The sequence below is a fragment of the Amycolatopsis dongchuanensis genome, assembly GCF_039542405.1.
Classification (GTDB): domain Bacteria; phylum Actinomycetota; class Actinomycetes; order Mycobacteriales; family Pseudonocardiaceae; genus Amycolatopsis_E; species Amycolatopsis_E sacchari.
Window position 1 is genome coordinate 17,671 of sequence record NZ_BAABIB010000074.1, and the last position, 21,700, is coordinate 39,370.

The window sequence follows — 21,700 nt, forward strand, 5'->3', positions numbered from 1 at the left end:
TCCCAATGGCGTGTGGTCCACACTAGTGAAGACCAGTCAGCAAAACCGTGAGCCGCCAGGGGCGGCCCAAAAGACGAGTTCAGCGAGGATCGCCGTGGAGTTCGACGCCACCATCGAAATCCCCAAAGGGGAGCGCAACAAGTACGAAGTGGATCACAAGACGGGGCGCATCCGGCTGGACCGCACCCTCTTCACGGCCACGCAGTACCCGGCCGACTACGGGTTCATCGACGACACCCTCGGCCAGGACGGCGACCCGCTCGACGTGCTGGTGCTGGTGCAGGAGCCGACCTTCCCCGGCTGCCTCATCCGCTGCCGCGCCATCGGCATGTTCCGCATGACCGACGAGAAGGGCCCTGACGACAAGGTCCTGGCCGTCCCCGCGGACGACCCGCGCACCGAGCACCTGCGCGACATCCACCACCTCAACGAGTTCCACAAGCTCGAGATCGAGCACTTCTTCCAGGTCTACAAGGACCTGGAGCCGGCGAAGAGCGTCGAGGGCTCCAACTGGGTGGGCCGCGTGGAGGCCGAGGCCGAGATCGAGCGCTCCTACCAGCGCGAAGCCGACCGGCTCGCCAAGGAAGCCGCCGAGAACGGCGAGCACTGACCGCAGCGCACGACGGCCGGCCACCCCTTCAGGGGCGGCCGGCCGTTTTCGCGTCTCAGGCCTGGTAGCCGGGGATCGGGTACGCGGCCAGCAGGTCCCGCACCTCGCCCGCGATCCTGCCCAGCGCCGCCTCGTCCTCGGCGGTCGCCGCGGCGATCGTCCGGTCGATCCACTCCGCGATCTGCGGCTGGTGCTCCGGGGTGAGGCCGCGGGTGGTGATGGCCGCCGTGCCGAGCCGGATACCGGACGGGTCGAACGGCTTGCGCGGGTCGAACGGCACCGTGTTGTAGTTCAGCTCGATCCCTGCGCGGTCGAGCGCCTGCGCGGCCGGCTTGCCGCCGAGGTGCTTGTTGGTGAGGTCGACGAGCAGCAGGTGGTTGTCCGTGCCGCCGGACACCAGGTCGAAGCCGCGCTCGATCAGCGCCTCCGCGAGCGCCTTGGCGTTGGCGACGATCTGGTGCGCGTAGTCGCGGAACTCGGGCTTCGCCGCCTCGCCCAGCGCGACCGCGATGGCCGCGGTGGTGTGGTTGTGCGGGCCGCCCTGCAGGCCGGGGAACACCGCCTTGTCCACGGCCTTCGCGTGCTCGGCGTCGGAGAGGATCATCGCGCCACGCGGGCCGCGCAGCGTCTTGTGCGTCGTCGTGGTGATGACCTGCGCGTGGCCCACCGGCGACGGGTGCGCCCCACCCGCGATGAGGCCCGCGATGTGCGCGATGTCGGCGACCAGCACGGCACCGACCTCGTTCGCGATCTCCGCGAACGCCGGGAAGTCGATCGTGCGCGGGATCGCCGTGCCACCCGCGAAGATCAGCTTGGGCCGGTGCTCGCGGGCCAGGTCACGCACCTGGTCGAGGTCGACGCGGCCGGTCTCCTTGCGGACGCCGTAGCGCACCGCGTTGAACCACTTGCCGGTCGCGGACACGCTCCAGCCGTGGGTGAGGTGCCCGCCGTCCGGCAGCGCCATGCCGAGCACGGTGTCGCCGGGCTGCGCGAACGCCAGGTACACGGCTAGGTTCGCCGGGGAGCCGGAGTAGGGCTGGACGTTGGCGTGGTCCACGCCGAACAGCGACTTGGCGCGCTCGATGGCCAGCAGCTCGACCTGGTCGATGTACTGCTGGCCCTCGTAGTAGCGCTTGCCCGCGTAGCCCTCGGAGTACTTGTTCGTCAGCACGCTGCCCGTGGCTTCGAGCACGGCCTGCGAGACGTAGTTCTCGGAGGCGATGAGACGGATCTTTTCGGCCTGGCGCTTCGCCTCGTCCTCCACCAGCCCGGCGATCTCCGGGTCGGCGGCGGTGAGGGTCGGAATCGGTGGCTGGTGCGTCATGTCCCTACTCCTGACACTGGCCACACCCAGGCGCGCGGTGCCGGCCTCGTCGGTCGCTTCCCGGTGGTGCTCCACCTCTTACGGCGCCAGTCGCTTGACGGGCTGATAGTACTGCGCGCGAAGTGCTCCGGCAGGGGTGGTGGTCGGGCGACGGGTGGGCTAGTCGACGGGGGCGATGCCCTCCGCGTGCCGCCGGGCGAGCTGCTGGTAGACGGCCGCGTTGTGCTCGACCCACGCTCGCGCGGAGTCGGTGAGCGGGACGAACTTCTTCGCCGGGCTGCCCATCGCGATGTGCTCCGCGGGCACCTCCGTGTTCGGCGTCACGGTCGCACCCGCCGCGACGAGCGCGCGCTCCCCGATGACCGCCTTGTCCAGCACAGTCGACCCGTTGCCGATCAGCGCCTGCTCGCCGACCGTGCAGTCGTGCACCAGGCACATGTGGCCCACGGTCACGTTCCGGCCGACCTCGCACACGCCGTCGTTGACGTGGAGCACCGAGTTGTCCTGGATGTTCGCGCCCTCGCGGATGATGATCTTCCCGAAGTCCGCGCGGATGACCACGCCGTACCAGATCGACACGTCCTTCTCGATGACGACGTCGCCGATCAGGGTGGCGGTGGGGGCGATCCAGGCGTCGGGGTGCACGGTCGGGCTGACGCCCTCGAAGGAGAACAGAGGCATGGACCGCACCCTATGCCAGGCAGAGGAGTTCGATCTCCTCACGCAGGACCGCGAAGGGCCGCCGCCGGACGTGCTGCTGCACGACGGCGCCCAGCAGGTAGGACTGGAGCGCGCGGGCGCGGGCCCGCGGGTCGTCGATGCCGACGTCGTCGAGCAGGTCGGTGAGCAGCTCGATGACCGAGCGGAGCGTGACCTCGGCGGCCTGCACGTTGTCGGCGCGGCCGACCGCCACCCAGTACTCGAACCAGGCGAAGGCGGCGTTGGGGTGCTCGGCGAAGGTGCCGAGGTAGCTTTCGAGGACGGCCCACAGGCGTTCGCGCGGGTCGTCGTACTTGTCCGCGACGAGGCGCAGCCCGGTGAGGAAGTCCGTGACGAGCGCCGCCATCGCGCGGTCGATCAGCAGGTCGATGTCGGAGAAGTAGTAGTGGATCGCGCTCTTCGTGAGCGGTCCCTCCGCCGCGATCGCCCGCGCGGTGCACCCGGCGAGCCCGTCGCGGACGAGCACGCGGCGCGCCGCGTCCACGATCTGCTCCTGCTTCGCGAGCTGGTTGGGTGAGAGCCGGTTGCGTCGGCCCGGCGGCAGTACGGCCACGAAACCCCTTTCACCGTGCGATGTGGACACGCAGCCTAACTCTCAGGACGCACGTCCCATGAACCGACTACAGTGGACAGTACATTTCGGGGCATGAAGATCGCGCGCAGCTGGTTCGGGTTGACGGCACTGGTCGTCGCGGCGGGCATCGTGGTGCAGCTCGTCGTCACCGCGGGGGACACGGGAGGGCTCTTCCCGTCCACGGCGGCACGGGTGGCGAACGTGTTCTGCTACTTCACGATCCTGTCCAACCTGCTCGTGGGCGGCACCAGCCTGCTGCTCGCGCTGGATCCGGACCGGAAGTCCACGGTGTTCCGCACGCTGCGGCTCGACGGGGTGCTCGCGATCGCGGTGACCGGGGTCGTCTACCACGTCGCGCTCGCCGGGCTCGTGGAACTGAGCCCGGCCGGCGCGGTCGCGGACCAGCTGCTGCACACGGTCTCGCCGATCCTCGGCGTGCTGGGCTGGCTGCTGTTCGGGCCGCACGGGACGCTCGGTCCGCGGATCGTGTGGTGGAGCCTGGCCTACCCGCTGCTGTGGCTCGCCTTCACGCTCGTCCGCGGGGCGATCACGGGGTTCTACCCGTACCCGTTCCTGGAGGCGGACGAGCTCGGCTACCCGCGCGTGGCGCTCAACTGCGTCGTGATCGCGGTGCTGTTCCTGGCGCTGGCAGCGGCGGCGATGCTGCTCGACCGGCGGTTGCCGCGGCTACGGTCGCGGGCATGACCTGGCTCGCCGACACCCGCACCTCCTACGACACGGTCGCCGTCCAGTACTCGGACCAGGTGCGGAACTCGCCCACGGAGAACCCGTACGTGCGCTCGACGCTGGCGTTGTTCGCCGACCTGGTGAGCGGTGGCCCGGTGGCGGACGTCGGCTGCGGCCCGGGGCACGTGACCGCTCACCTGCGGAAGCTGGGGCTCGACGCGTTCGGGATCGACCTCTCGCCGGGGATGATCGACGTGGCGAGGCGGGAGTACCCGGACACCCGGTTCGCCATCGGCTCGATGACGGATCTCCCCCTCCCCGACGCCTCCCTCGGCGGGCTGATCACCTGGTGGTCGCTGATCCACGTCCCCGCCGAGGAGCTACCGGGCGTGTTCGCGCACTTCAGGCGCGTCCTGCGCCCGGGCGGCACCCTGCTGGTCGGTTTCCACGAGGGCGACCGCATCAACCGGAAGACGCAGGGCTACGGCGGGCTGCCGATGAACGTGCACGTCCACCTGCACCCCGTCGCGCGCATGCGCACGTGGCTGACCGCGGCCGGCTTCGCCGTGGAGTCGGAAACCGTCCTGACCCCGGCCGACAAGGCCCCGGCCGCGATCGTGTTCGCCCGCTGACCTACTGGCGTCCGGGGAGCGTGGCGAGCGCCCGGGACCGCTGGGCGACCAGCTCGTCGTAGGTGCCGTCCCGCTCGGCCCACCGGTGCATCAGCACGCGCTCGACGAGGATTTCGCGTGGCGTGGGCTCGGTCTCGAGCAGGCCCATCACCTCGGTGGCGAATTCGTCGAGGCCGAGCGCATTCGGGTTGCCGCTTCCCATGTGCGTGGCGACAGCCGGGGGAACGAGCTCGGCGACCTCGACGCCGGTGCCGTCCAGCTGCGCGCGCAGCGCCTCGGAGTAGGCGTGCACCGCGGCCTTCGTCGCGGCGTAGGTCGGCATGAGCGGGAACGGCAGGAACCCGATGCCCGAGGACACCGTGATGATCGTGCCGGTGCCGCGGCCGATCAGGTGCGGGGTGAACGCGTCGATGACGCGGATGGTGCCGAGGAGGTTGATGTCGATCGTCTGCTTCGCGGCGGTGAAGTGCGCGGGGTCGCGCAGGTCCTCGGGGAACCCGACTCCGGCCATGGTGACGATCGCGTCGAGCGCCGGGTGGTCGCGGAGGATCGCGTCGCGGGCGCGGTCGACGCTGTCCTGGTCGGCCACGTCGATCTCGACGGTCGCGAACCCTTCGCCCTCGAGCTCGGCGAGCAGCTCGGTGCGGCGGCCACCGAGGATGACGGTGCTGCCCGCCGCGGCGAAGCGGCGGCCCAGTTCGAGTCCGATCCCCGACGTGCCACCGGCGATGAAAACGGTGCGGTTGCTGATCTTCATGAATCCAGTGTTGGCCGGTTTCCCGGTCGTAGGCAGTACCCCCGTTTTCCAGGGTCCTGCCAGGACCCCCTCAACGGGAGGCACGCTGAACTAGCGTGGGAGACATGAGCGAGGACGAGCGCGCCAACCTGCTCGGCAGCTACCTCCGTGCCCGGCGAGCGCTGGTCACCCCGGAGCAGGTGGGTCTTCCGGCGGGCGCGAAACGCCGCGTGCCCGGGCTGCGCCGGGAGGAGGTCGCGATGCTCGCGGGCATCAGCGCGGACTACTACCTGCGGTTGGAACGCGGCCGCGACCGCAACCCGTCACCGCAGGTCCTCGAATCACTCGCGCGGGTGCTGCTCCTCGACGAGCTCGAGCAGGAGTACCTCCTCAGCCTGTCCGCGTCCCGCCCGAGGCCGCGGCGGCGCCCCAAGCCGGAACGCGTGCCTCCGCGGCTGTACCAGCTGCTGGCGAGCGTGCAGGTGCCCGCGTTCGTGGAAGGGCGCGCGTTCGACGTGCTCGCCTCGAACCAGCTGGCGGTGGCGCTCTCGCCGCGCCTCCAGCCGGGGCACAACCGGCTACGCTCGCTGCTCCTCGACCCGGAGGAGCAGGCGTTCCACAAGGACTGGGCCCGCTCCACCGAGAACTTCATCGCCGCGTTCCGGAACTCCATCGGTGAGGACGTCGACCACCCGCGGATCGTGGAACTCGTGGGCGAGCTCGCCCTGTCCAGCGAACGGTTCCGCACCCTCTGGGCCCGCCACGACGTGCGCGGCCTCGACGGCGGCACGACCACGGTGAACCACCCCGTCGTCGGCGAACTGCACCTGCACCGGGACAAACTCCCCGTGGACGGCGTGCTCCTGGTCCTGTACTACGCGGACCAGGGCAGCGAAAGCGACGAGAAACTGCGCCTCCTCGCGTCCATGGCGAGCACCGGTTCGCCGGCGCAACAGGACCGGACCAGCCACGTGTAGGACCGCGAAAACAACCAGGCCCTCCCCGGTGTCCCGGGAAGGGCCTGGTCAACGCCTGAGCCGCCTGGGGGAATCGAACCCCCGACCTGCTCATTACGAGTGAGCCGCTCTGGCCGACTGAGCTAAGGCGGCGTTGCACGTACGAGTGTAGCGGCCCGCCTGTCGTCACTTCCCACCCCCTGCCTCGTTAGGCTTCGCGACGCCGGTCACAGCAGCCGGCCCGGTTGCTTTCCTGGAGGGACTCCCGCATGCGCCGACGCCTGCCTCGTGTGCTGGCTCTGCCCGTGTCCGCCGCGGTGCTCGTGCTCGCGGCCACCCCGGCGGTGGCCGACAGCACCATCCCGACGACGCCCATCCCCCAGCCCGCCAACCCCAGCCAGGCACCGATCTCGTCGCCGTCGAACCCCCAGCCGCTGGGGCACGCGGTCGCGGACGCGGCGGCCGCGCTCGGGGTGCTGCGCCTGCTGCCCAACGCCGTCGACACCACGACGATCCTCCCCGGCTACGGCAGCGAGCTGCCGAAGCAGTCGGCGCTGGAGGCGGGCATGGGCCTGTCCAGCGCGCAGGCGAACTCCGAGTCGTACCTGACCTACGAGCGCGCGATCGCCCAGTCGTCGCCGCTCGGGCTCGCCGTCGCGGGCAACGCGCCGCAGGCGCCCGGCAGCCTGACGCAGACCGCGCTGCCGGACAACGAGAAGGGCATCAGCGGCGGGCTGAACGCGCCCCAGAACCCGCTGCTCAACGTGGGCCTGCTGAACGGCAACGTGCACGCCCGCTGGAGCGAGACGCTCGGCCCGTGCGTCGGCACGATCGCCGACGCCAGCACCTCCATCGCGAGCCTGTCGCTGCTCAACGTCATCCCCTCGATGCCGAACCTGCCCCTGAGCGGGCTGACCAACCTGCCGTCGCTCGCCGAGGGCTTCGACCCGGCCAAGGGGCTGCAGTCGCTCGGCGGGCTTCTCTCCGGCGGCGGGCAGACCGCCGCCAACGGCGCCGGCTCGCTGCTGAGCCTGCCCAACACGCTGTCGTCGCGCTCGGTGGTCCAGCTGGTCGACCTGCCGGGCTCGAAGAACAAGGCCGTCCAGTCGGTGTCGACGCTGCAGGCCGCGGACGTGGAGATCCTCAAGGGCACACCGCTGGAGCTGTCGCTGAAGGTCGTGAGCCAGCCGACGCTGAAGGTCACGTCGACGGGTGACAAGGCCACCTCGAAGGTCGAGTACTCGGCGCCGGTGATCACCATCCAGCGCGGCGACACGGTCCTGTACACCCTCGACGCGCAGCACCCCACGAAGGACATCCCGATCGGCCTGCCGCTGGAGCAGTTGTCGAAGCAGCTCGGGCCGGTGGAGGACCTGCCGGTCGTCGGCGGGCTCGTCGCCACCGCCACCAAGGGGTTGCAGCAGGTCAGCGACACCGCGGGCACCGTGCTGGACCTCGGCGTGCTCCGGCTGAGCATCGGCGAGCTGAACCAGAAGGGCCAGCAGCTGACCACGCCGTTCGAGGGCTACCAGCTCGGCGCGTCCGCCCGGATGCTGGACCTGCAGGTGCTGCCGACGACGGCGTTGAAGAACCTGCTGCCCGCCGGTCAGGCGAGCTCCCTGCCGTCGTCGCTCGCGCAGCTTTCGCTCGGTGAGCAGATCGGCCGCGCCTACACCCCCACGGGCGGCGTCGTGTGCGGCACGACCACCCCGGTGACACCCGTCGGCAACCCGGCTCCGGGCGTGCCCGCGAAGCTGGCGTACACGGCGGGCGCCTACTCGGCGGTGCCGCTGTTCTGGACCGGGACCGGCATGCTCCTGCTCGGCGTCGTGCTGGTGGCGGCGATCCCGAACCGGCGGCGGAAGGCCGCCGTGGTCAAGCCGTCGCCGAGGCCCCGCTCGTAGCGACCGCGCGTGCCGCGGCCGGCCCCCGGGTCGGCCGCGGCGTGGTCAGCCGTGGCGGAGAGCGGTGACCATGGCCTCCACGGCGATCCTCGGTTTCACGTTCCACAGGATCGCCTCGCGGCAGGCGAGGACCGCTTCCAGGCGCCGGAGCGTGGACTCCGGCGTCCAGGTGCGGGCCGCTTCGACGGCGTCGTTGGCGTGGTCCGGGTGGTTCAGCACGGCCTTCGCGCCGCTGGCGGTGACCAGCACGTCGCGGTAGAAGCCGGCGAGGTCGACCAGCGCGAGGTCCAGCGTGTCCCGTTGCGTCCGCGTCGCACGGGACTTCTGCCGCTTCTCCAGGGCCTTCACGGCGGCCTCGGCCGCGCGCTTCGCCCCCGCCACACCCTTGCCGGTCGCGTCGCCACCCATCGCGTTGCGCAGTTCGGCCTTCTCGCTCTCGTCGCGGGCCTTGCTCTCCTCCGTCGCGTCACCCTCCGCCGCCGCGATCAGCTCGTCCGCGCAGGCGAACACGTCGGCGGGGCGGCGCAGTCCCAGCGGGATGCGCAGCACGGTCTCACGGCGCTTGCGTGACTGCTCGTCCGTCGCGAGCCGCCGGGCCCGGCCGACGTGACCGCCGCACACCGCCGCGGCCCATTCCGCCAGCTCCGGGTCCACGCCGTCCCGTTCGACGAGCACCTTGGCGATCGCCTCGCGCGGAGGCGTGCGGAGGTTCACCAGGCGGCAGCGGGAGCGGATGGTGACCGAGACGTCCTCGGGGTGGTCGGAGGGTGCGCACAGCAGGAAGACCGTGCGGTCCGGCGGCTCCTCGACGGCCTTGAGCAGGGCGTTCGAGGCCCCCTCGGTGAGCCGGTCGGCGTCCTCGACGATGACGACCTGCCAGCGCCCGGTCGTGGGGCGGCGCGCGGCGGCCTGGACGAGCGCCCGCATCTCGGCGACGGAGATCGACAGCCCTTCGGGCACGACCAGCCGGACGTCGGCGTGCGTGCCGTGCAGCGCGGTGCGGCAGCCGGTGCACTCGCCGCAGCCGGTGCCGGTCACGCACTGCAGCGCCGCGGCGAAGGTCCGCGCGGCGACCGAGCGCCCCGACCCGGGCGGGCCGGTCAGCAGCCAGGCGTGCGTCATCGAGCCCGCGGGCACGGGCTCACCGGCGACGATCTTCGCCGCCGCATCGGCCGCCGACGACAGCACCTCCACCGCGGGCTCCTGCCCGACGAGCTGAGACCAGACCGATCCCATCAAGCCTCCACCGCACTCCGCACACGTCCACCCGTTGCCCGGGCGCCGCTCACCCTGCCATCCGACCGGGCACCGCCGCCACCGGTGTCGGCGCCATCGGGCCGTCGCAGCAGTTGCTCGGCCAGCTCCCTCTGCTAGACCGCTTCCAGGGGCGCGAGCCCCGCGCGACGGCCCACGAGCACCGCCCGCACGGCGCTGTGCACGCGCTCGGCCACCTCGTCCTCGTCGCCGTCTCCGTCCACGACGATGTAGTGGTCCGGGTCGGCCGCCGCCATCTCGCTGAGCAGCGTCTGCACCCGCCACTGGTCCTCGATGGACACCGGGCCCGGGTCGCCGTCGACGGGGGTGGCGTCCAGCAGCACCGTCACGTCCGGCCGGAGCCTGCCCGTCGCCCAGTCGGCGAGGCCCTCCAGCTCCTTCGAGTCCAGCCCGGCCACGGCCGACAGGTGCGCGAGCGGCGAGTCCACGAACCGTTCCATCACCACGATCGACCCGGCGTCCAGCGCGGGCTGCACGTCACGCTCGACGATGTCGGCCCGCACCGCGGCGGCGGCCAGCGCCTGCGCCCGCGCACCCGACAGCGACGCACCGGTGACCAGCTTCGCGAGCCGTTCGTCGTCGAGCGCGGGGTCGGCCGCGAACACGACCGGCCGGGGCCCGACCGAGCGCAGCCACTCCACGAGCCTCGCCGCCTGGTTCGCGGTGTCGGCGGCCGTGGTGCCCTCGAGCGCGATCAGCAGGCCGTTCGCCCGGCGCGGCCGGCGCCGGATCACGTTCCGCAGGTCGGCCATGATCGTCTCGGCGCGGCGCGAGTCCATCTGCCGGTACGCGATCACGCCGACGATCGCCGCCAGGATCCCGCCGCCGAGCATCACCGGCCGCGTGCCGTCGATGATGATCGGGTTGCCCCAGACCTGCACCGTCCTCGGCTTCGTCAACCCGATCAGCAGCGGCACGACCGCCGTCGAGCCGAACACGATGATCTTCATCATCGACTGGTAGATCGCGTTGATCCGGCCGCGGATCGCGTCGTCCACCTGCGAGCCGATGATCGTCACGCCGGTCAGGAACGCCGCACCGGCGCAGGCGCCGACGATCGCCACCGCCACCAGCGACACCGCCAGGTGCGGCGACAGCGCGACGAGGATCAGCCCCAGCCCCGCCACCACGATCGACATGCCGAACAGCCGGTCGTGCGGCAGCCGCCGCGCCAGTTTCGGCGCCCCGCCCATGCCCGTCGCGAGCCCGACGAACACCGCGACCAGCAGCAGGCCCCAGGCCGCGTCCCCGGCGAGCAGGCTCGACGAGTACGGCTTGGCCGAACCCACCACCGCGCCACCGGCCGCGAACGCACCGGCCGCACCGATCAGCAGCCCCCGCACGAGCGGCGTGCTCCTGACGAAACGCGCCCCGTCGCGGACCAGCCCGGCCAGGCCGCCGGAAGGCGCGTCCGCGACCGGCTTGGGCGCCACCGCGACCGGCGGGTGCACGTTCCGCCTCGACAGCTCCGGGATCCGCGTGATGATCAGGATCGCGCTCGTCAGGTACAGCAGCCCGATGAGCAGCACGATGACCTTCGCGAACCCGAGGTCGCCGAACAGCGACGGCGGCAGGTGCAGCGCGGGCCCGATGCCGGTGACGATCGAGTAGATCGCGCCGGCGGAGAGCACCGCCAGCCCGTACGTCATCACCATGCCCAGCTGGTTCGCCGTCTCCACCTGGTCCGGCCTGCGCAGCAGGTTCGGCACCGCGGCGTCCTTCGACGGGATCCACATCATCGCGCTGGCGCTGGCCAGGAAGTTCGCGATGTAGAGCCACCAGCCCGTGCCGACGAACGCGATCGACATGACGAACCCGCACCGCAGCAGGTCGGCCACGAACATCACCTTGCGCCGGTCGAACCGGTCGGCGAGGAGCCCGCCGAGCGGCGCGAAGATCAGCCCGGGCAGCAACGCGGACAGCAGCACGCCGGTGAACGCGAAGTTCTGCGCCGTGTAGTTCCCGGTCAGCTTCGTGGCGAGGCTCGTGACCCCCAGGATCGTGAGCCAGTCCGCCACGCTGCACAGGTACGTGACGCCCCACAGCCGCCGGAAGGGACGGATGGCCAGCACGCGCCGGGCGCGGTAGATCGTGGACCCGTCCCGACCAGCCGGCGCCTCCGCCTCGGCTTTCGTCTGCACGCCCTCGCTGATCCGACCCACCCCATTTGGTTGCCCGTGGTGCCGGTGAAGATTCCCTGGGCATGCGCCACCGCGTCACCGGACCGGTGACGTCAGGGTAGCTCCGTCGGGTGGAGCGCGGCCGCTTCGGGCTAGCCGAACAGCCCGGAGATGCTGCTGATCAGGCTCGAAAGGAACTCGATCGCGACCACCGCGAAGATGATCATGAGCAGGATAGCGACGATCATCGCGGTGGACCCGCTGGAGGGGCGCACTCGCCGGACGTTCGGCTGGGGCAGGGAAAACCGGGGCATCCGCAGCTGCGGCCGCCCCCGGGACAGCAGCCCGGGGCGGGACCGCTGCCGCGGCAGCATGCCCAGCGGCTGCGCGGGCGGGATCGGCTGGGCCGGCACCGCGGGCGGCACCTGGTCCACCATGGCCCCCCGCTCGGAGGACCCGCCACCACCCTCGGACATCGCGGCGTCCACCAGCTCGCGCACGGCGGAGGGGTCCGGGCGGACCGGAGAAGCGACCTTGGTCAGCTTGAAGTCGTCGTGGTCGTCGCCATCGTCGAGCGAGCCGGACAGCGCGTCGCCGAACGTCACCGGCGGCAACCCGCTCTGCGTGCCGTCGCCGAACTCGTCGTTCCTGGCAGGCATGACCACTCCCTGTTCTCGCTCGCCCCTCGCCCGCTTTCCGTCCAGGGTAGTGGGCGATCCGGCGCCCGCACTGGCCCAACCGGGTAAGGACAAGATCACGCAGCGCACAGGCGATCAGCCGCATGCCGCCTCCAGGTGCGCCAGCACGGAGTGCCCGATCCAGTGCGCGACGTGCTGCCGCGTGGCGGGCGCGAGGTACAGCACCCAGTCACCCTCCGGCAGCAGGGCGGTGATCAGCAGGTACCGGCCGAGGTCGGTGTCGAACAGGACGACCGCACCCCGCGGGTGCTCGGCGAGGATCCTGCTCCCGATCGTCAGGTCGAACACCGCCGTGCCCGTCCTGGGCCGCGCGGCCAGCGCCCGCAGCCGGGCGACCCCGGCCGCCTGCTCCGGTGACACCCGGCCCAGCGGATCCGCCACTATCCGCACGATCTCGCCCGGCCCCGCCGGGCAACGCGGGAGGCGGGCCGCGACCCTGGCAGGCAGCTCCCCGGCCGGGCCCGTGTTGAGCGCGACCCTCGCGCCGCTGTACTCGAGCACGGCACACGCTTCCCGGTCGCCGAAGAAGTGCATCCTCAGGGGCACCAGCCGGTCGGCGAAGACCGCCGTGACCGCGCCCCGCACGGGGCCGCGCCGCAGGACCCGGAACAACGCCAGCGCGTCCGGCGTCAGCTCGCCCTCACGGGACAGCCCCAGCGCGCCGAGCGCCGCGTGCCACCTGGTCTGCCGCTCGGCCTCCTCGACGACGCCGGCCGCGGGCGGCCCCATCGGCAGCTCGGGATCACCTTCGGGGTCGTAGTACCGCAGCACGGACGGCCGGCGGGGCACCGCCCTCGCCACAGGGCGGATGACCTCGTCGACCAGCTCGAAGACCGTCGGAAACCCGGGTGCGTCGCTCATGGGGGACAGTCTGCACCGGGGTACCGACAATTTTGGTCGAACGCCTGTTCGACCCCTACTTCTTCGCGGCGGCCGCCTTCTTGCGCGCCGGCGCCTTGCGCTTCGGGGCCGGCCCCTTCGCCCGCTTCTCCGCCAGCAGCTCGGCCGCCCGCTCCGCGGTCAGCTCCTCGATGCTGTCGGCCTTGCGGAGGGTCGCGTTGAACTCCCCGTCCGTGACGTAGGGACCGAACCGGCCGTCCTTGACCACCATGGGCTTACCGGACACCGGGTCGTTGCCCAGCTCCTTGAGCGGCGGCTTCGCCGCACCCTGCCTGCCACGGCGCTTCGGCTCCGAGTAGATCTTCAGCGCCTCTTCGAGGGTGACGGTGAACAGCTGCTCCTCGGTCTCCAGCGAGCGCGAGTCCGTGCCCTTCTTCAGGTACGGGCCGTAGCGACCGTTCTGCGCCGTGATCTCGTCGCCCGACTCCGGGTCCTTGCCCACGACCCGCGGCAGCGACAGCAGCTTCAGCGCGTCCTCGAGGGTCACGGTCTCGATGTCCATGGACTTGAACAGCGACGCCGTGCGCGGCTTCGGCTTCTTCGCCTTGCTGGTCTTCTTGCCGTCCGCGGGCTCCTCGGGCTCCGGCAGCACCTCCGTGACGTAAGGGCCGAAGCGGCCCTCCTTCGCCACGATCTCGTGCCCCGACACCGGATCCGTGCCCAGCGAACGGCCTTCCTGCGGGGTCGCGAACAGCTTCTCCGCGATCTCCGCCGTCAACTCGTCCGGCGGCAGGTCCTCGGGCAGGTTCGCGCGCTGCGACTTGCCGTCGACCTCGCGCTCCAAGTACGGCCCGTAGCGGCCGACGCGCACGTACACCGTGCGGTCCTGGTCGTCGGTGAACAGCGGGATCGAGTTGATCTCGCGCGCGTCGATGTCCTCGACACCCGTCCCGACCAGCTTCTTCAGCCCGCCGAGCCGGCCGATCGAGCCGTCCACGCCCTGCTCGCCACCGAAGTAGAACCGCGACAGCCAGCGCGTGCGCTGCTCGTCCCCGGAGGCGATGCGGTCGAGCTCGTCCTCCATCGCGGCGGTGAAGTCGTAGTCCACCAGCCGCTCGAAGTGCCGCTCCAGCAGCCCCACCACCGCGAAGGCGACCCACGACGGGACCAGGGCGGAGCCCTTCTTCCACACGTAGCCGCGGTCCTGGATGGTGTTGATGATCGACGCGTACGTCGACGGGCGGCCGATGCCCAGCTCCTCCAGCTTGCTGACCAGGCTCGGCTCGCTGTACCGCGGCGGCGGCGTGGTGTTGTGGCCGTCCGGCGTCAGGTCCGCGGCCGTCAGGCCCTGGTCCTTCACCAGCTGCGGCAGCCTGCTCTGCTTGTCGTCGGCCTCGCCGCCGGACTCGGTGTCCACCGCCTCGACGTAGGCCTTGAGGAAGCCGGGGAACGTGATCGTGCGGCCCGACGCGGAGAACACGCACTCCTCGCCCGTGCTCGCGGTGCCGACGATCCGGACCGACATCGTCGTGCCCTTCGCGTCCGCCATCTGCGACGCGATGGTGCGCTGCCAGATCATCTCGTAGAGCCGGAACTCGTCGGCCTCCAGCTCGCCCGCGACCTGGCCCGGCGTGCGGAACACCTCACCGGCCGGCCGGATCGCCTCGTGGGCCTCCTGCGCGTTCTTGACCTTGCGGTTGTACTGGCGCGGGCTCGGCGAGACGTAGTCCTTGCCGTACAGCTCGGTGGCCTGGCTGCGGGCGGCCGTGATCGCCGACTCCGACAGCGTCGTGGAGTCGGTGCGCATGTAGGTGATGTAGCCGTTCTCGTACAGCCGCTGCGCGATGCGCATCGTCCGCTCCGACGAGAACCGCAGCTTGCGCCCGGCCTCCTGCTGCAGCGTGGAGGTCATGAACGGCGGGTACGGGCGCCGCGTGTACGGCTTCTCCTCGACGCTGGCGACCTTGAAGTCCCGGCCGCGCAGGCCCTCGGCCAGCCGGTTCGCGCCGGTCTCGTCGAGCACGCGGACGTCCTTCGCCGACGTCTTGAGCTTGCCGTCGGAGCCGAAGTCCTTACCGGTGGCAAGCCGGGCGCCGTCCACGGAGATCAGCCGCGAGGGGAACGTGCGCGGCGTGGCGTCCTCACCGGCGTCCATCGTCGCGGAGATGTCCCAGTACGACGCCGACTTGAAGCGCATCCGCTCGCGCTCGCGCTCCACGATGATCCTGGTCGCCACCGACTGCACGCGGCCGGCCGACAGCTTCGGCATGACCTTCTTCCACAGCACCGGCGAGACCTCGTAGCCGTAGAGCCGGTCGAGGATGCGGCGGGTCTCCTGCGCGTCGACGAGGTCGGCGTCCAGGTCACGGGTGTCGGCCGCGGCGGCGCGGATGGCCTGCTCGGTGACCTCGTGGAACACCATGCGGCGGACCGGCACCTTGGGCTTGAGCGTCTCCAGCAGGTGCCACGCGATCGCCTCGCCCTCGCGGTCGGGGTCGGTGGCGAGGTACAGCTCGTCGGCGTCCTTGAGCAGGCTCTTGAGCTCGGTGACCTTGGCCTTCTTCTCCGGGCTCACCACATACAGGGGCTCGAAGTCGTGGTCGACGTTCACGCCGAGCCGCGCCCACGCCTCCCCCTTGTACTTCGCCGGCACGTCGGCCGCGCCCCTGGGCAGGTCGCGGATGTGGCCGACCGAGGACTCGACCACGTAACCGCGGCCGAGGTAGGGAGCGATCTTGCGGGCCTTCGTGGGCGACTCGACGATCACGAGCCGCCGACGGCCCGAGCCGTTGGTCGCCTCGCCGTCAGTCCCACCCGTCGCCCGGCCGCCACCCCCGGACGAGGCGCTCCGCGCCGCGGTGCTTTTGGTCCGTGCTGCCACGCTGTCGCTCTCCGCTCATTCCCGTCGCCCGCTCGGCGACGCTGTATCAACCAGCCAGTGTGCACGCTGATGGCCGGTCATGTCCGCCCAGGTGGCTCAACACGCCGCCTTCCCGTGTGAAGCGCATCGGCGCCGACCTGGACGGCGTTTCTTTTCCACACCTAGCACGTGACGCGGGACACGTGCTTCGCGGGGTCTTTCGGTGACGGTTCCACTACGCTGCGGCGTCATGGTCCGCCGCTGCCTCTTCGTCCTGTTCACGCTGTTCCTCGCGCTGGGCACGCTGCCCGCGACAGCCGCGCCCACCGGCGGTTACGCCGGAACGGTGGAGCTCAGCAACTGCTCGGGCGCCGTCGTCCGCACCCCGGACTCCCGCGGCGGCGACCACGCGCTCGTGCTCACGAACGGTCACTGCGACGAAGCGGGCATGCCCGCACCGGGCGTCGTGGTGCTGAACCGGCCCACGAACCGCACCATGCACCTGCTCCGCGAGGACGGCTCCGAGCTCACCACGCTGCGTTCGACGAAACTCGTCTACGCCACGATGACCGATACCGACGTCGCGTTGTACCAGCTCGACTCCACCTACGACCAGCTCACGGCCCTCGGCGGACAGGCGCTGACGCTCGCCGCTGCGCCCGCCAAGGAGGGCACCCGCATCAGCGTGATCTCCGGCTTCTTCCAGCGGACGTGGACCTGCTCCATCGAGCGGGTGCTGTACTCACTGCGCGAGGGCGACTGGACCTGGAAGAACTCGATCCGGTACACGCCGGAGTGCAAGACCATCCACGGCACCTCGGGCTCACCCGTCGTCGACACGGCCACCGGCGAGGTCGTCGGCGTCAACAACACCGGTAACGACGAGGGTTATTCCTGCACCGTCGACAACCCCTGCGAGGTGGACGAACAGGGCACCGTCACGGTGCTGGAGGGCCGTTCCTACGGCCAGCAGACCGCCCTGCTCGTCCCCTGCCTCGTGAACAGCGAGATCGCGCTGGACCGGCCGGGCTGCGCGTTGCCCAGGCCCGCCGCGCTCACGCGGCGGTCTCCGGCACCGGGGGCCTGAAGCCGGGCCACACGTCCACGGCGGCGGGCGGCGGCGCCCCGATCAGCTCCTCCAGGGTGGCGAGCCTGCGCTTGCCCGTGACCCGCACGGCGGGGCCGCCCGCCCGCGGACCGACGCACTGCGCGGGCAGGCCGAGCTGGCGGCAGGCACCGGCGAGCAGCTCCCCGGCGTCCTCGTCCACGGCGAGCAGGTAGTGGTTGCCGTTGGGCTGCCCGGCGGCCAGCGCCCACATCCGCAACGCGCCGCCGGTCAGCCGGAAACCCGGCGGCGGCTTCTTCTCCTCACCCGGCTGCCACGCCCTGGCCAGGTGGATGAGGTCGGCCCGGAACGCGGTGCGCACGAGCAGCCCTTCCTCGTCCCGCAGCACGTCCGCGTGCACCCCGCGCCGCGCGAACTCGGCGGCGAGGACCTTGGCGCGCCACAGCTCGGTCAGCGGCACGGAAAGCCGGGCCGCCGTGCGGCCGAAGCTCACGATCCGCCCCTGCCCGCACAGGACTCCGGCCAGGTCGGCGAGCCGGGGCCCGCTCGCCTCCGCCGAGAAGAACGAGAGCTGCTCCACAGCGCACCAGGGTAGAACATCCGTTCGATTCCCCGCGAGTCCTGAACGTGGGAAAAAGTCTTGAAGTTGCCGTAGCGTCAACCTCTACCTTCGGTTCCAGGGACGACGGGAGGAGGCGAGATGGCGGATCAGGTCCTGTCGATCGTGCAGGTCGCACGGCTGGCGAAGGTCACTTCGCGGACGCTGCGGCACTACGACGAGATCGGCCTGCTGCCACCGGACCACACCGATCCCAGCGGGAGGCGCTTCTACCGGCGCGAACAACTGGTGCGGCTCCAGCAGATCCTGCTGCTGCGGGAGCTGGGGCTGGGCCTCGACCGGATCGCGGAGATCCTGTCCGGCTCGGTTTCGCAGGCCGAGGGGCTGCGACTGCACCGGAAGTGGCTGCTGGCGGAGCGCGATCGGCTGGACCGGCTCGCCGCCACCGTCGCCCGCACCATCACCGAACTGGAAGGAGGGATCGAGATGCAGGTGGAGCGGATGTTCGAGGGCTTCGCGCCCGGCTCCGAGAAGGCCGAGCAGCTCGCGAAGGAGGCCGCGGACCGGTGGGGCGACACCGCCACCGAGTCCTACGAGCGCAGCAAGAACTGGTCGAAGGAGAAGTGGGACGAGGTCAACCGCCAGGGCAGCGAGGCCACGGCGAAGCTCGCCGAGCTGGCCAAGGCCGGCGTCCCGGTCGACGACGAGCGGGTGCTCGACGCGGTCGCCGGCCACTACGAGTGGATCAAGAACCACTGGACGCCGGACGCTGAGTCCTACACGGGCCTCGGCCGCGCCTACGCGGAGGACGAACGGTTCCGCAGGCAGTACGAGGCCGTGCACCCGGGGTTCGCGGAGTACCTGCGGGACGCGATCGCGGCGTTCGCCGCCGCGCGGCTCACTCGGTAGTGCGAACGGTCAGCTGCTGACAGACCGGGGCGCGGGCGACCGCGGTCCGCAGGTCGGGGACGGCGTCGAGGCCGGACAGCAGGTTCAGCTTCGCCACCTCGTCCAGCGGGCCGCGGGCTTCGCCCAGCGTGGCCTGGTCGATCGTCGGCGCGTCACCCGCGTCGTCGAGGCGTGCCTTCGCCTCGGCGGCGCGGACCCGAACACCACTCAATTCGGTGACGGTGTCGGTCCGCACGGAGTCCCCCTCGGGCAGGGGCGCGGCAGGGAGCGCCCGCAGCCCGGCGACCGCGCGGTCGAGGCCGCCGATCATCGAGCCGAGCAGGGCGCTGGAGGTCTGGACGGCCCGCCGGGGCGTGCTCGGATCGACCGTGGGCATCGTCGCCAGGTTGTCCACGAGCGAACCGACGGCCACGCAGTAGTCGTTGGCCCAGCGGGTGATCTCGTCCTGTCGCTGCACGTCACGCTGGGAAAGCCCGGGACCACCCGACTGGATCGCACCCGGCTCGGCAGGTGGCTGGCCGCAGCCCGAGAGCCCGATACCCAGACCCGTGAGCAGCGCCAGGAAACCGACCTTCCCGGGTCGCACGCGAACACCTCCCGCCAACGCGAACTTCTCTCGACGGTACCGACATGATCGCTCTCCGCAAACCCTGCCCCCGCCACCGGAGAACCGAACGGGCCCGCCACACACGCACGTGTGACGGGCCCGCGGCGGTTCGAACTCAGGCGGTCTTCGCGGGTTCCTGCGTCGACGCCGGCGAGTCGGAGATGACCGTGCTGCGCCGCTTCGACACCACGATCGCGACCACGATGATCGCGAGCGCGACCAGCGCGATCGCCAGCCGCACGCCGAACGAGGCGTCCGGACCGACCGAGAACTGCACGATCGCCGGCGCGATCAGCACCGAGACCAGGTTCATCACCTTGATCAGCGGGTTGATGGCCGGACCGGCGGTGTCCTTGAACGGGTCGCCGACGGTGTCACCGATGACGGTCGCGGCGTGGGCCTCGGAGCCCTTGCCGCCGTGGTTGCCGTCCTCCACCAGCTTCTTCGCGTTGTCCCACGCACCACCGGAGTTGGCGAGGAAGATCGCCATCAGCGTGCCGGTGGCGATCGCACCCGCCAGGTACCCGGCGAGCGCACCCGTGCCGAGGCCGAAGCCGACGGCGATCGGCGCGAATACCGCGAGCAGACCCGGCGTCGCCAGCTCACGCAGCGAGTCGCGGGTCACGATGTCCACGACCTTGCCGTACTCGGGCCGCGTGGTGCCCTCCATGATCCCGGCGATCTCGCGGAACTGGCGGCGCACCTCGTACACCACCGCGCCCGCCGCGCGGGAAACCGCGTTCACGGCCAAACCGGAGAACATGAACACCACCGCGGCACCGATCATCACACCGACGAGCGTGTTCGGGCTGACGATGGTGTCGATGAACGACTTCACGCCGCTGGCGGTGGTGCCGATGCCGCTCAGCGCCTTGGTGATCGAGTCCTGGTAGGAGCCGAACAGCGCCGTCGCCGCGAGCACCGCGGTGGCGATCGCGATGCCCTTGGTGATCGCCTTCGTGGTGTTGCCGACCGCGTCCAGCTCGGTCAGCGTCTGCGCGGCGTTCTCGTCGACGTCACCGGACATCTCGGCGATGCCCTGCGCGTTGTCGGAGACCGGGCCGAAGGTGTCCATCGCGACGATGACACCGACCGTGGTCAGCAGGCCGGTACCGGCCAGCGCCACCGCGAACAGCGCGACCGCGCCACCGAGCAGGTACGCGCCGAACACCGCGGCACCGATGACGACCGCCGTGTACACCGCGGACTCGAAGCCCACCGAGATACCGGAGAGGATGACCGTCGCGGCACCCGTCTCCGACGTCTTGCCGACGTTCTTCACCGGGCCGTGCTCGGTGCCGGTGTAGTAACCGGTGAGGCGGAGGATGAGACCCGCCAGCACGATGCCGATGAGCACCGCGACGAAGGCGATCACGGCGGGGTTGCCGTCGTTGGCGTACTCCGGGCCGAACTCGGCGAACGAGCTGGGCAGGAACACGAACGCGGCGATCGTGCACAGCACCGCCGAGATGATCGCGGAGATGTAGAAGGAGCGGTTGATCGTGGTCAGGCCGCTCTCGTTCGCCCGCGCCTTGGTGATGTAGACGCCGATGACCGCCGTGATCACGCCGATGGCGGGCACGATCAGCGGGAAGATCAGGCCGTCCGCACCGAACGCGGTGCTGCCCAGGATCAGCGCGGCGACCAGCGTCACCGCGTAGGACTCGAACAGGTCCGCCGCCATACCGGCGCAGTCACCCACGTTGTCACCGACGTTGTCGGCGATCGTGGCCGCGTTGCGCGGGTCGTCCTCGGGGATGTTCTGCTCCACCTTGCCGACGAGGTCGGCGCCGACGTCGGCGGCCTTCGTGAAGATGCCGCCGCCGACACGCATGAACATCGCGATCAGCGCGGCGCCGAAGCCGAAGCCCTCCAGCACCTTCGGCGCGTGCCCCGTGTACACGAGCACCACGACGGCCGCGCCGAACAGGCCGAGCCCGACGGTGAACATCCCGACGGCGCCGCCGGTGCGGAAGGCGACCCGCATCGCCGTCTCCCTGCCGCCCTGCTCCCGCGAGGCGGCGGCGACGCGCAGGTTCGCCCTCGTCGCCAGCCACATGCCGAGGTAGCCGATGGTGAAGGAGAAACCGGCGCCGAAGAGGAAGAAGATCGAGCGGCCGATGCGCTCGTTCCAGTCGTCCGCCGGGAGCGCGAAGAGCAGCAGGAACACCACCACGCCGAAGATCGAGAGTGTGTTGCGCTGCCGCTTGAGGTAAGCAGCCGCCCCCTCCTGCACCGCCCTGGCGATGTCCTGCATCTTGGCGGTGCCCTGGCCCGTGGCCAGCACCTCCTTGAGCAGGAAGTAGCCGATGACGAGTGCGATCAGGGCGACCACGGCGACCACGCCTGCGATGGCGTAGTCACCCCCGGAGAGCTCGAGGCCCTCCGCGAGGAATTGCCGGGACATCCGTCCTCCTGAAACGTCGCCTGCACCAGCGACGGCCTCACCGCGGAAGCAATGCCGACGCTGGCATGGGATGTACACCACAAGTGGTGTCGGTTTGCCGGAGTGTATTGGTAGTGACTTCGCCACGGTCAGGGCGTCCCGCAATGAACACGCTGCGTGCATGTGAGTCTGCTCACTGTTCATGATCAACGCGTAATGCGGCGGGGCTGTCGTACA

At 70.9% G+C, this 21,700-nt stretch carries 19 protein-coding genes, 1 tRNA gene and 1 riboswitch; of the genes, 7 read left to right on the top strand and 13 right to left on the bottom strand.

The window, feature by feature from the left end:
* Positions 1 to 94: 94 nt before the first annotated feature.
* Entirely contained in the window at positions 95 to 610 is a 516-nt protein-coding gene (locus ABFX51_RS17300) for an inorganic diphosphatase (protein WP_091515840.1), read from the top strand.
* 55 nt (positions 611 to 665) lie between these two features.
* On the opposite strand, the gene ABFX51_RS17305 is transcribed toward ABFX51_RS17300, so the two are convergent.
* From ABFX51_RS17305 to ABFX51_RS17315, 3 genes are all read right to left on the bottom strand, one after another.
* Positions 666 to 1,934 (bottom strand): serine hydroxymethyltransferase, encoded by a 1,269-nt coding sequence (locus ABFX51_RS17305; RefSeq protein ID WP_346054241.1) that lies wholly within the window; start codon positions 1,932 to 1,934, stop codon positions 666 to 668.
* A 17-nt stretch (positions 1,935 to 1,951) separates the two neighbouring features.
* A riboswitch (ZMP/ZTP riboswitch) is annotated at positions 1,952 to 2,038 on the bottom strand.
* A 55-nt stretch (positions 2,039 to 2,093) separates the two neighbouring features.
* Positions 2,094 to 2,615 carry a gamma carbonic anhydrase family protein gene (locus tag ABFX51_RS17310; protein ID WP_346054242.1) on the bottom strand — a complete coding sequence of 174 codons (522 nt, stop codon included), beginning with the start codon at positions 2,613 to 2,615 and terminating at the stop codon, positions 2,094 to 2,096.
* Positions 2,616 to 2,625: 10 nt separating this feature from the next.
* On the bottom strand, positions 2,626 to 3,207 hold the full coding sequence (locus ABFX51_RS17315; RefSeq protein WP_091515844.1) for a TetR/AcrR family transcriptional regulator: 582 nt from the start codon (positions 3,205 to 3,207) through the stop codon (positions 2,626 to 2,628).
* A gap of 93 nt (positions 3,208 to 3,300) precedes the next feature.
* On the opposite strand from ABFX51_RS17315, the gene ABFX51_RS17320 reads away from it, so the two are divergent.
* Complete coding sequence (locus tag ABFX51_RS17320) at positions 3,301 to 3,933, top strand: Pr6Pr family membrane protein (protein ID WP_346054243.1); 633 nt, start codon at positions 3,301 to 3,303, stop codon at positions 3,931 to 3,933.
* Positions 3,930 to 4,547: a class I SAM-dependent methyltransferase gene (locus tag ABFX51_RS17325; RefSeq protein ID WP_346054244.1), complete on the top strand. Its 618-nt coding sequence runs from the start codon at positions 3,930 to 3,932 to the stop codon at positions 4,545 to 4,547. Before ABFX51_RS17320 ends, ABFX51_RS17325 begins: the two co-directional genes overlap by 4 nt.
* Position 4,548: 1 nt before the next feature.
* On the opposite strand, the gene ABFX51_RS17330 is transcribed toward ABFX51_RS17325, so the two are convergent.
* A complete protein-coding gene (locus ABFX51_RS17330; RefSeq protein WP_346054245.1) occupies positions 4,549 to 5,304 on the bottom strand; it encodes an SDR family oxidoreductase in 756 nt (251 codons plus the stop codon).
* 104 nt (positions 5,305 to 5,408) lie between these two features.
* On the opposite strand from ABFX51_RS17330, the gene ABFX51_RS17335 reads away from it, so the two are divergent.
* Positions 5,409 to 6,260 (top strand): helix-turn-helix domain-containing protein, encoded by an 852-nt coding sequence (locus ABFX51_RS17335; protein ID WP_091515852.1) that lies wholly within the window; start codon positions 5,409 to 5,411, stop codon positions 6,258 to 6,260.
* Positions 6,261 to 6,318: 58 nt separating this feature from the next.
* On the opposite strand, the gene ABFX51_RS17340 is transcribed toward ABFX51_RS17335, so the two are convergent.
* Positions 6,319 to 6,392: transfer RNA gene (locus tag ABFX51_RS17340), tRNA-Thr, on the bottom strand.
* Positions 6,393 to 6,508: 116 nt separating this feature from the next.
* On the opposite strand from ABFX51_RS17340, the gene ABFX51_RS17345 reads away from it, so the two are divergent.
* Positions 6,509 to 8,143 (top strand): hypothetical protein, encoded by a 1,635-nt coding sequence (locus ABFX51_RS17345; protein WP_346054246.1) that lies wholly within the window; start codon positions 6,509 to 6,511, stop codon positions 8,141 to 8,143.
* A gap of 45 nt (positions 8,144 to 8,188) precedes the next feature.
* On the opposite strand, the gene ABFX51_RS17350 is transcribed toward ABFX51_RS17345, so the two are convergent.
* The 5 genes from ABFX51_RS17350 to topA all read right to left on the bottom strand — a co-directional run bounded on the left by ABFX51_RS17350 (position 8,189) and on the right by topA (position 15,843).
* Complete coding sequence (locus ABFX51_RS17350) at positions 8,189 to 9,379, bottom strand: DNA polymerase III subunit delta' (protein ID WP_346054247.1); 1,191 nt, start codon at positions 9,377 to 9,379, stop codon at positions 8,189 to 8,191.
* A 134-nt stretch (positions 9,380 to 9,513) separates the two neighbouring features.
* Positions 9,514 to 11,580 carry a bifunctional MFS transporter/dTMP kinase gene (locus tag ABFX51_RS17355; protein ID WP_346054249.1) on the bottom strand — a complete coding sequence of 689 codons (2,067 nt, stop codon included), beginning with the start codon at positions 11,578 to 11,580 and terminating at the stop codon, positions 9,514 to 9,516.
* Between the two features lie 110 nt (positions 11,581 to 11,690).
* Positions 11,691 to 12,197 (bottom strand): hypothetical protein, encoded by a 507-nt coding sequence (locus tag ABFX51_RS17360; protein ID WP_091515937.1) that lies wholly within the window; start codon positions 12,195 to 12,197, stop codon positions 11,691 to 11,693.
* Positions 12,198 to 12,311: 114 nt separating this feature from the next.
* Positions 12,312 to 13,097, bottom strand: coding sequence for an ESX secretion-associated protein EspG (locus tag ABFX51_RS17365; RefSeq protein ID WP_346054250.1), 786 nt, complete (start codon positions 13,095 to 13,097; stop codon positions 12,312 to 12,314).
* A 55-nt stretch (positions 13,098 to 13,152) separates the two neighbouring features.
* On the bottom strand, positions 13,153 to 15,843 hold the full coding sequence (gene topA, locus ABFX51_RS17370; protein WP_346054265.1) for a type I DNA topoisomerase: 2,691 nt from the start codon (positions 15,841 to 15,843) through the stop codon (positions 13,153 to 13,155).
* A 343-nt stretch (positions 15,844 to 16,186) separates the two neighbouring features.
* On the opposite strand from topA, the gene ABFX51_RS17375 reads away from it, so the two are divergent.
* The gene (locus tag ABFX51_RS17375) at positions 16,187 to 17,023 is read left to right on the top strand and encodes a S1 family peptidase (RefSeq protein WP_346054251.1); all 837 of its coding nucleotides are present in this window, start codon (positions 16,187 to 16,189) and stop codon (positions 17,021 to 17,023) included.
* On the opposite strand, the gene ABFX51_RS17380 is transcribed toward ABFX51_RS17375, so the two are convergent.
* Positions 16,992 to 17,582 carry a hypothetical protein gene (locus tag ABFX51_RS17380; protein ID WP_091515862.1) on the bottom strand — a complete coding sequence of 197 codons (591 nt, stop codon included), beginning with the start codon at positions 17,580 to 17,582 and terminating at the stop codon, positions 16,992 to 16,994. The genes ABFX51_RS17375 and ABFX51_RS17380 overlap by 32 nt on opposite strands.
* 120 nt (positions 17,583 to 17,702) lie before the next feature.
* On the opposite strand from ABFX51_RS17380, the gene ABFX51_RS17385 reads away from it, so the two are divergent.
* The gene (locus tag ABFX51_RS17385; RefSeq protein ID WP_091515865.1) at positions 17,703 to 18,470 is read left to right on the top strand and encodes a MerR family transcriptional regulator; all 768 of its coding nucleotides are present in this window, start codon (positions 17,703 to 17,705) and stop codon (positions 18,468 to 18,470) included.
* Here ABFX51_RS17385 and ABFX51_RS17390 read toward each other — a convergent pair.
* Together ABFX51_RS17390 and ABFX51_RS17395 are read right to left on the bottom strand one after the other, a co-directional pair.
* Positions 18,460 to 19,056, bottom strand: coding sequence for a hypothetical protein (locus ABFX51_RS17390; protein ID WP_346054252.1), 597 nt, complete (start codon positions 19,054 to 19,056; stop codon positions 18,460 to 18,462). The genes ABFX51_RS17385 and ABFX51_RS17390 overlap by 11 nt on opposite strands.
* Before the next feature lie 136 nt (positions 19,057 to 19,192).
* On the bottom strand, positions 19,193 to 21,484 hold the full coding sequence (locus tag ABFX51_RS17395) for a sodium-translocating pyrophosphatase (RefSeq protein ID WP_346054253.1): 2,292 nt from the start codon (positions 21,482 to 21,484) through the stop codon (positions 19,193 to 19,195).
* Positions 21,485 to 21,700 lie beyond the last annotated feature (216 nt).

Coding starts and splice junctions, on each gene's coding strand:
- ABFX51_RS17385 (WP_091515865.1), top strand. CDS start 17,703: ATGGCGGATCAGGTCCTGTCGATCGTGCAGGTCGCACGGCTGGCGAAG.
- ABFX51_RS17310 (WP_346054242.1), bottom strand. CDS start 2,615: ATGCCTCTGTTCTCCTTCGAGGGCGTCAGCCCGACCGTGCACCCCGAC.
- ABFX51_RS17335 (WP_091515852.1), top strand. CDS start 5,409: ATGAGCGAGGACGAGCGCGCCAACCTGCTCGGCAGCTACCTCCGTGCC.
- ABFX51_RS17330 (WP_346054245.1), bottom strand. CDS start 5,304: ATGAAGATCAGCAACCGCACCGTTTTCATCGCCGGTGGCACGTCGGGG.
- ABFX51_RS17350 (WP_346054247.1), bottom strand. CDS start 9,379: ATGGGATCGGTCTGGTCTCAGCTCGTCGGGCAGGAGCCCGCGGTGGAG.
- ABFX51_RS17395 (WP_346054253.1), bottom strand. CDS start 21,484: ATGTCCCGGCAATTCCTCGCGGAGGGCCTCGAGCTCTCCGGGGGTGAC.
- ABFX51_RS17305 (WP_346054241.1), bottom strand. CDS start 1,934: ATGACGCACCAGCCACCGATTCCGACCCTCACCGCCGCCGACCCGGAG.
- ABFX51_RS17365 (WP_346054250.1), bottom strand. CDS start 13,097: ATGAGCGACGCACCCGGGTTTCCGACGGTCTTCGAGCTGGTCGACGAG.
- ABFX51_RS17375 (WP_346054251.1), top strand. CDS start 16,187: ATGGTCCGCCGCTGCCTCTTCGTCCTGTTCACGCTGTTCCTCGCGCTG.
- ABFX51_RS17325 (WP_346054244.1), top strand. CDS start 3,930: ATGACCTGGCTCGCCGACACCCGCACCTCCTACGACACGGTCGCCGTC.
- ABFX51_RS17345 (WP_346054246.1), top strand. CDS start 6,509: ATGCGCCGACGCCTGCCTCGTGTGCTGGCTCTGCCCGTGTCCGCCGCG.
- ABFX51_RS17360 (WP_091515937.1), bottom strand. CDS start 12,197: ATGCCTGCCAGGAACGACGAGTTCGGCGACGGCACGCAGAGCGGGTTG.
- ABFX51_RS17320 (WP_346054243.1), top strand. CDS start 3,301: ATGAAGATCGCGCGCAGCTGGTTCGGGTTGACGGCACTGGTCGTCGCG.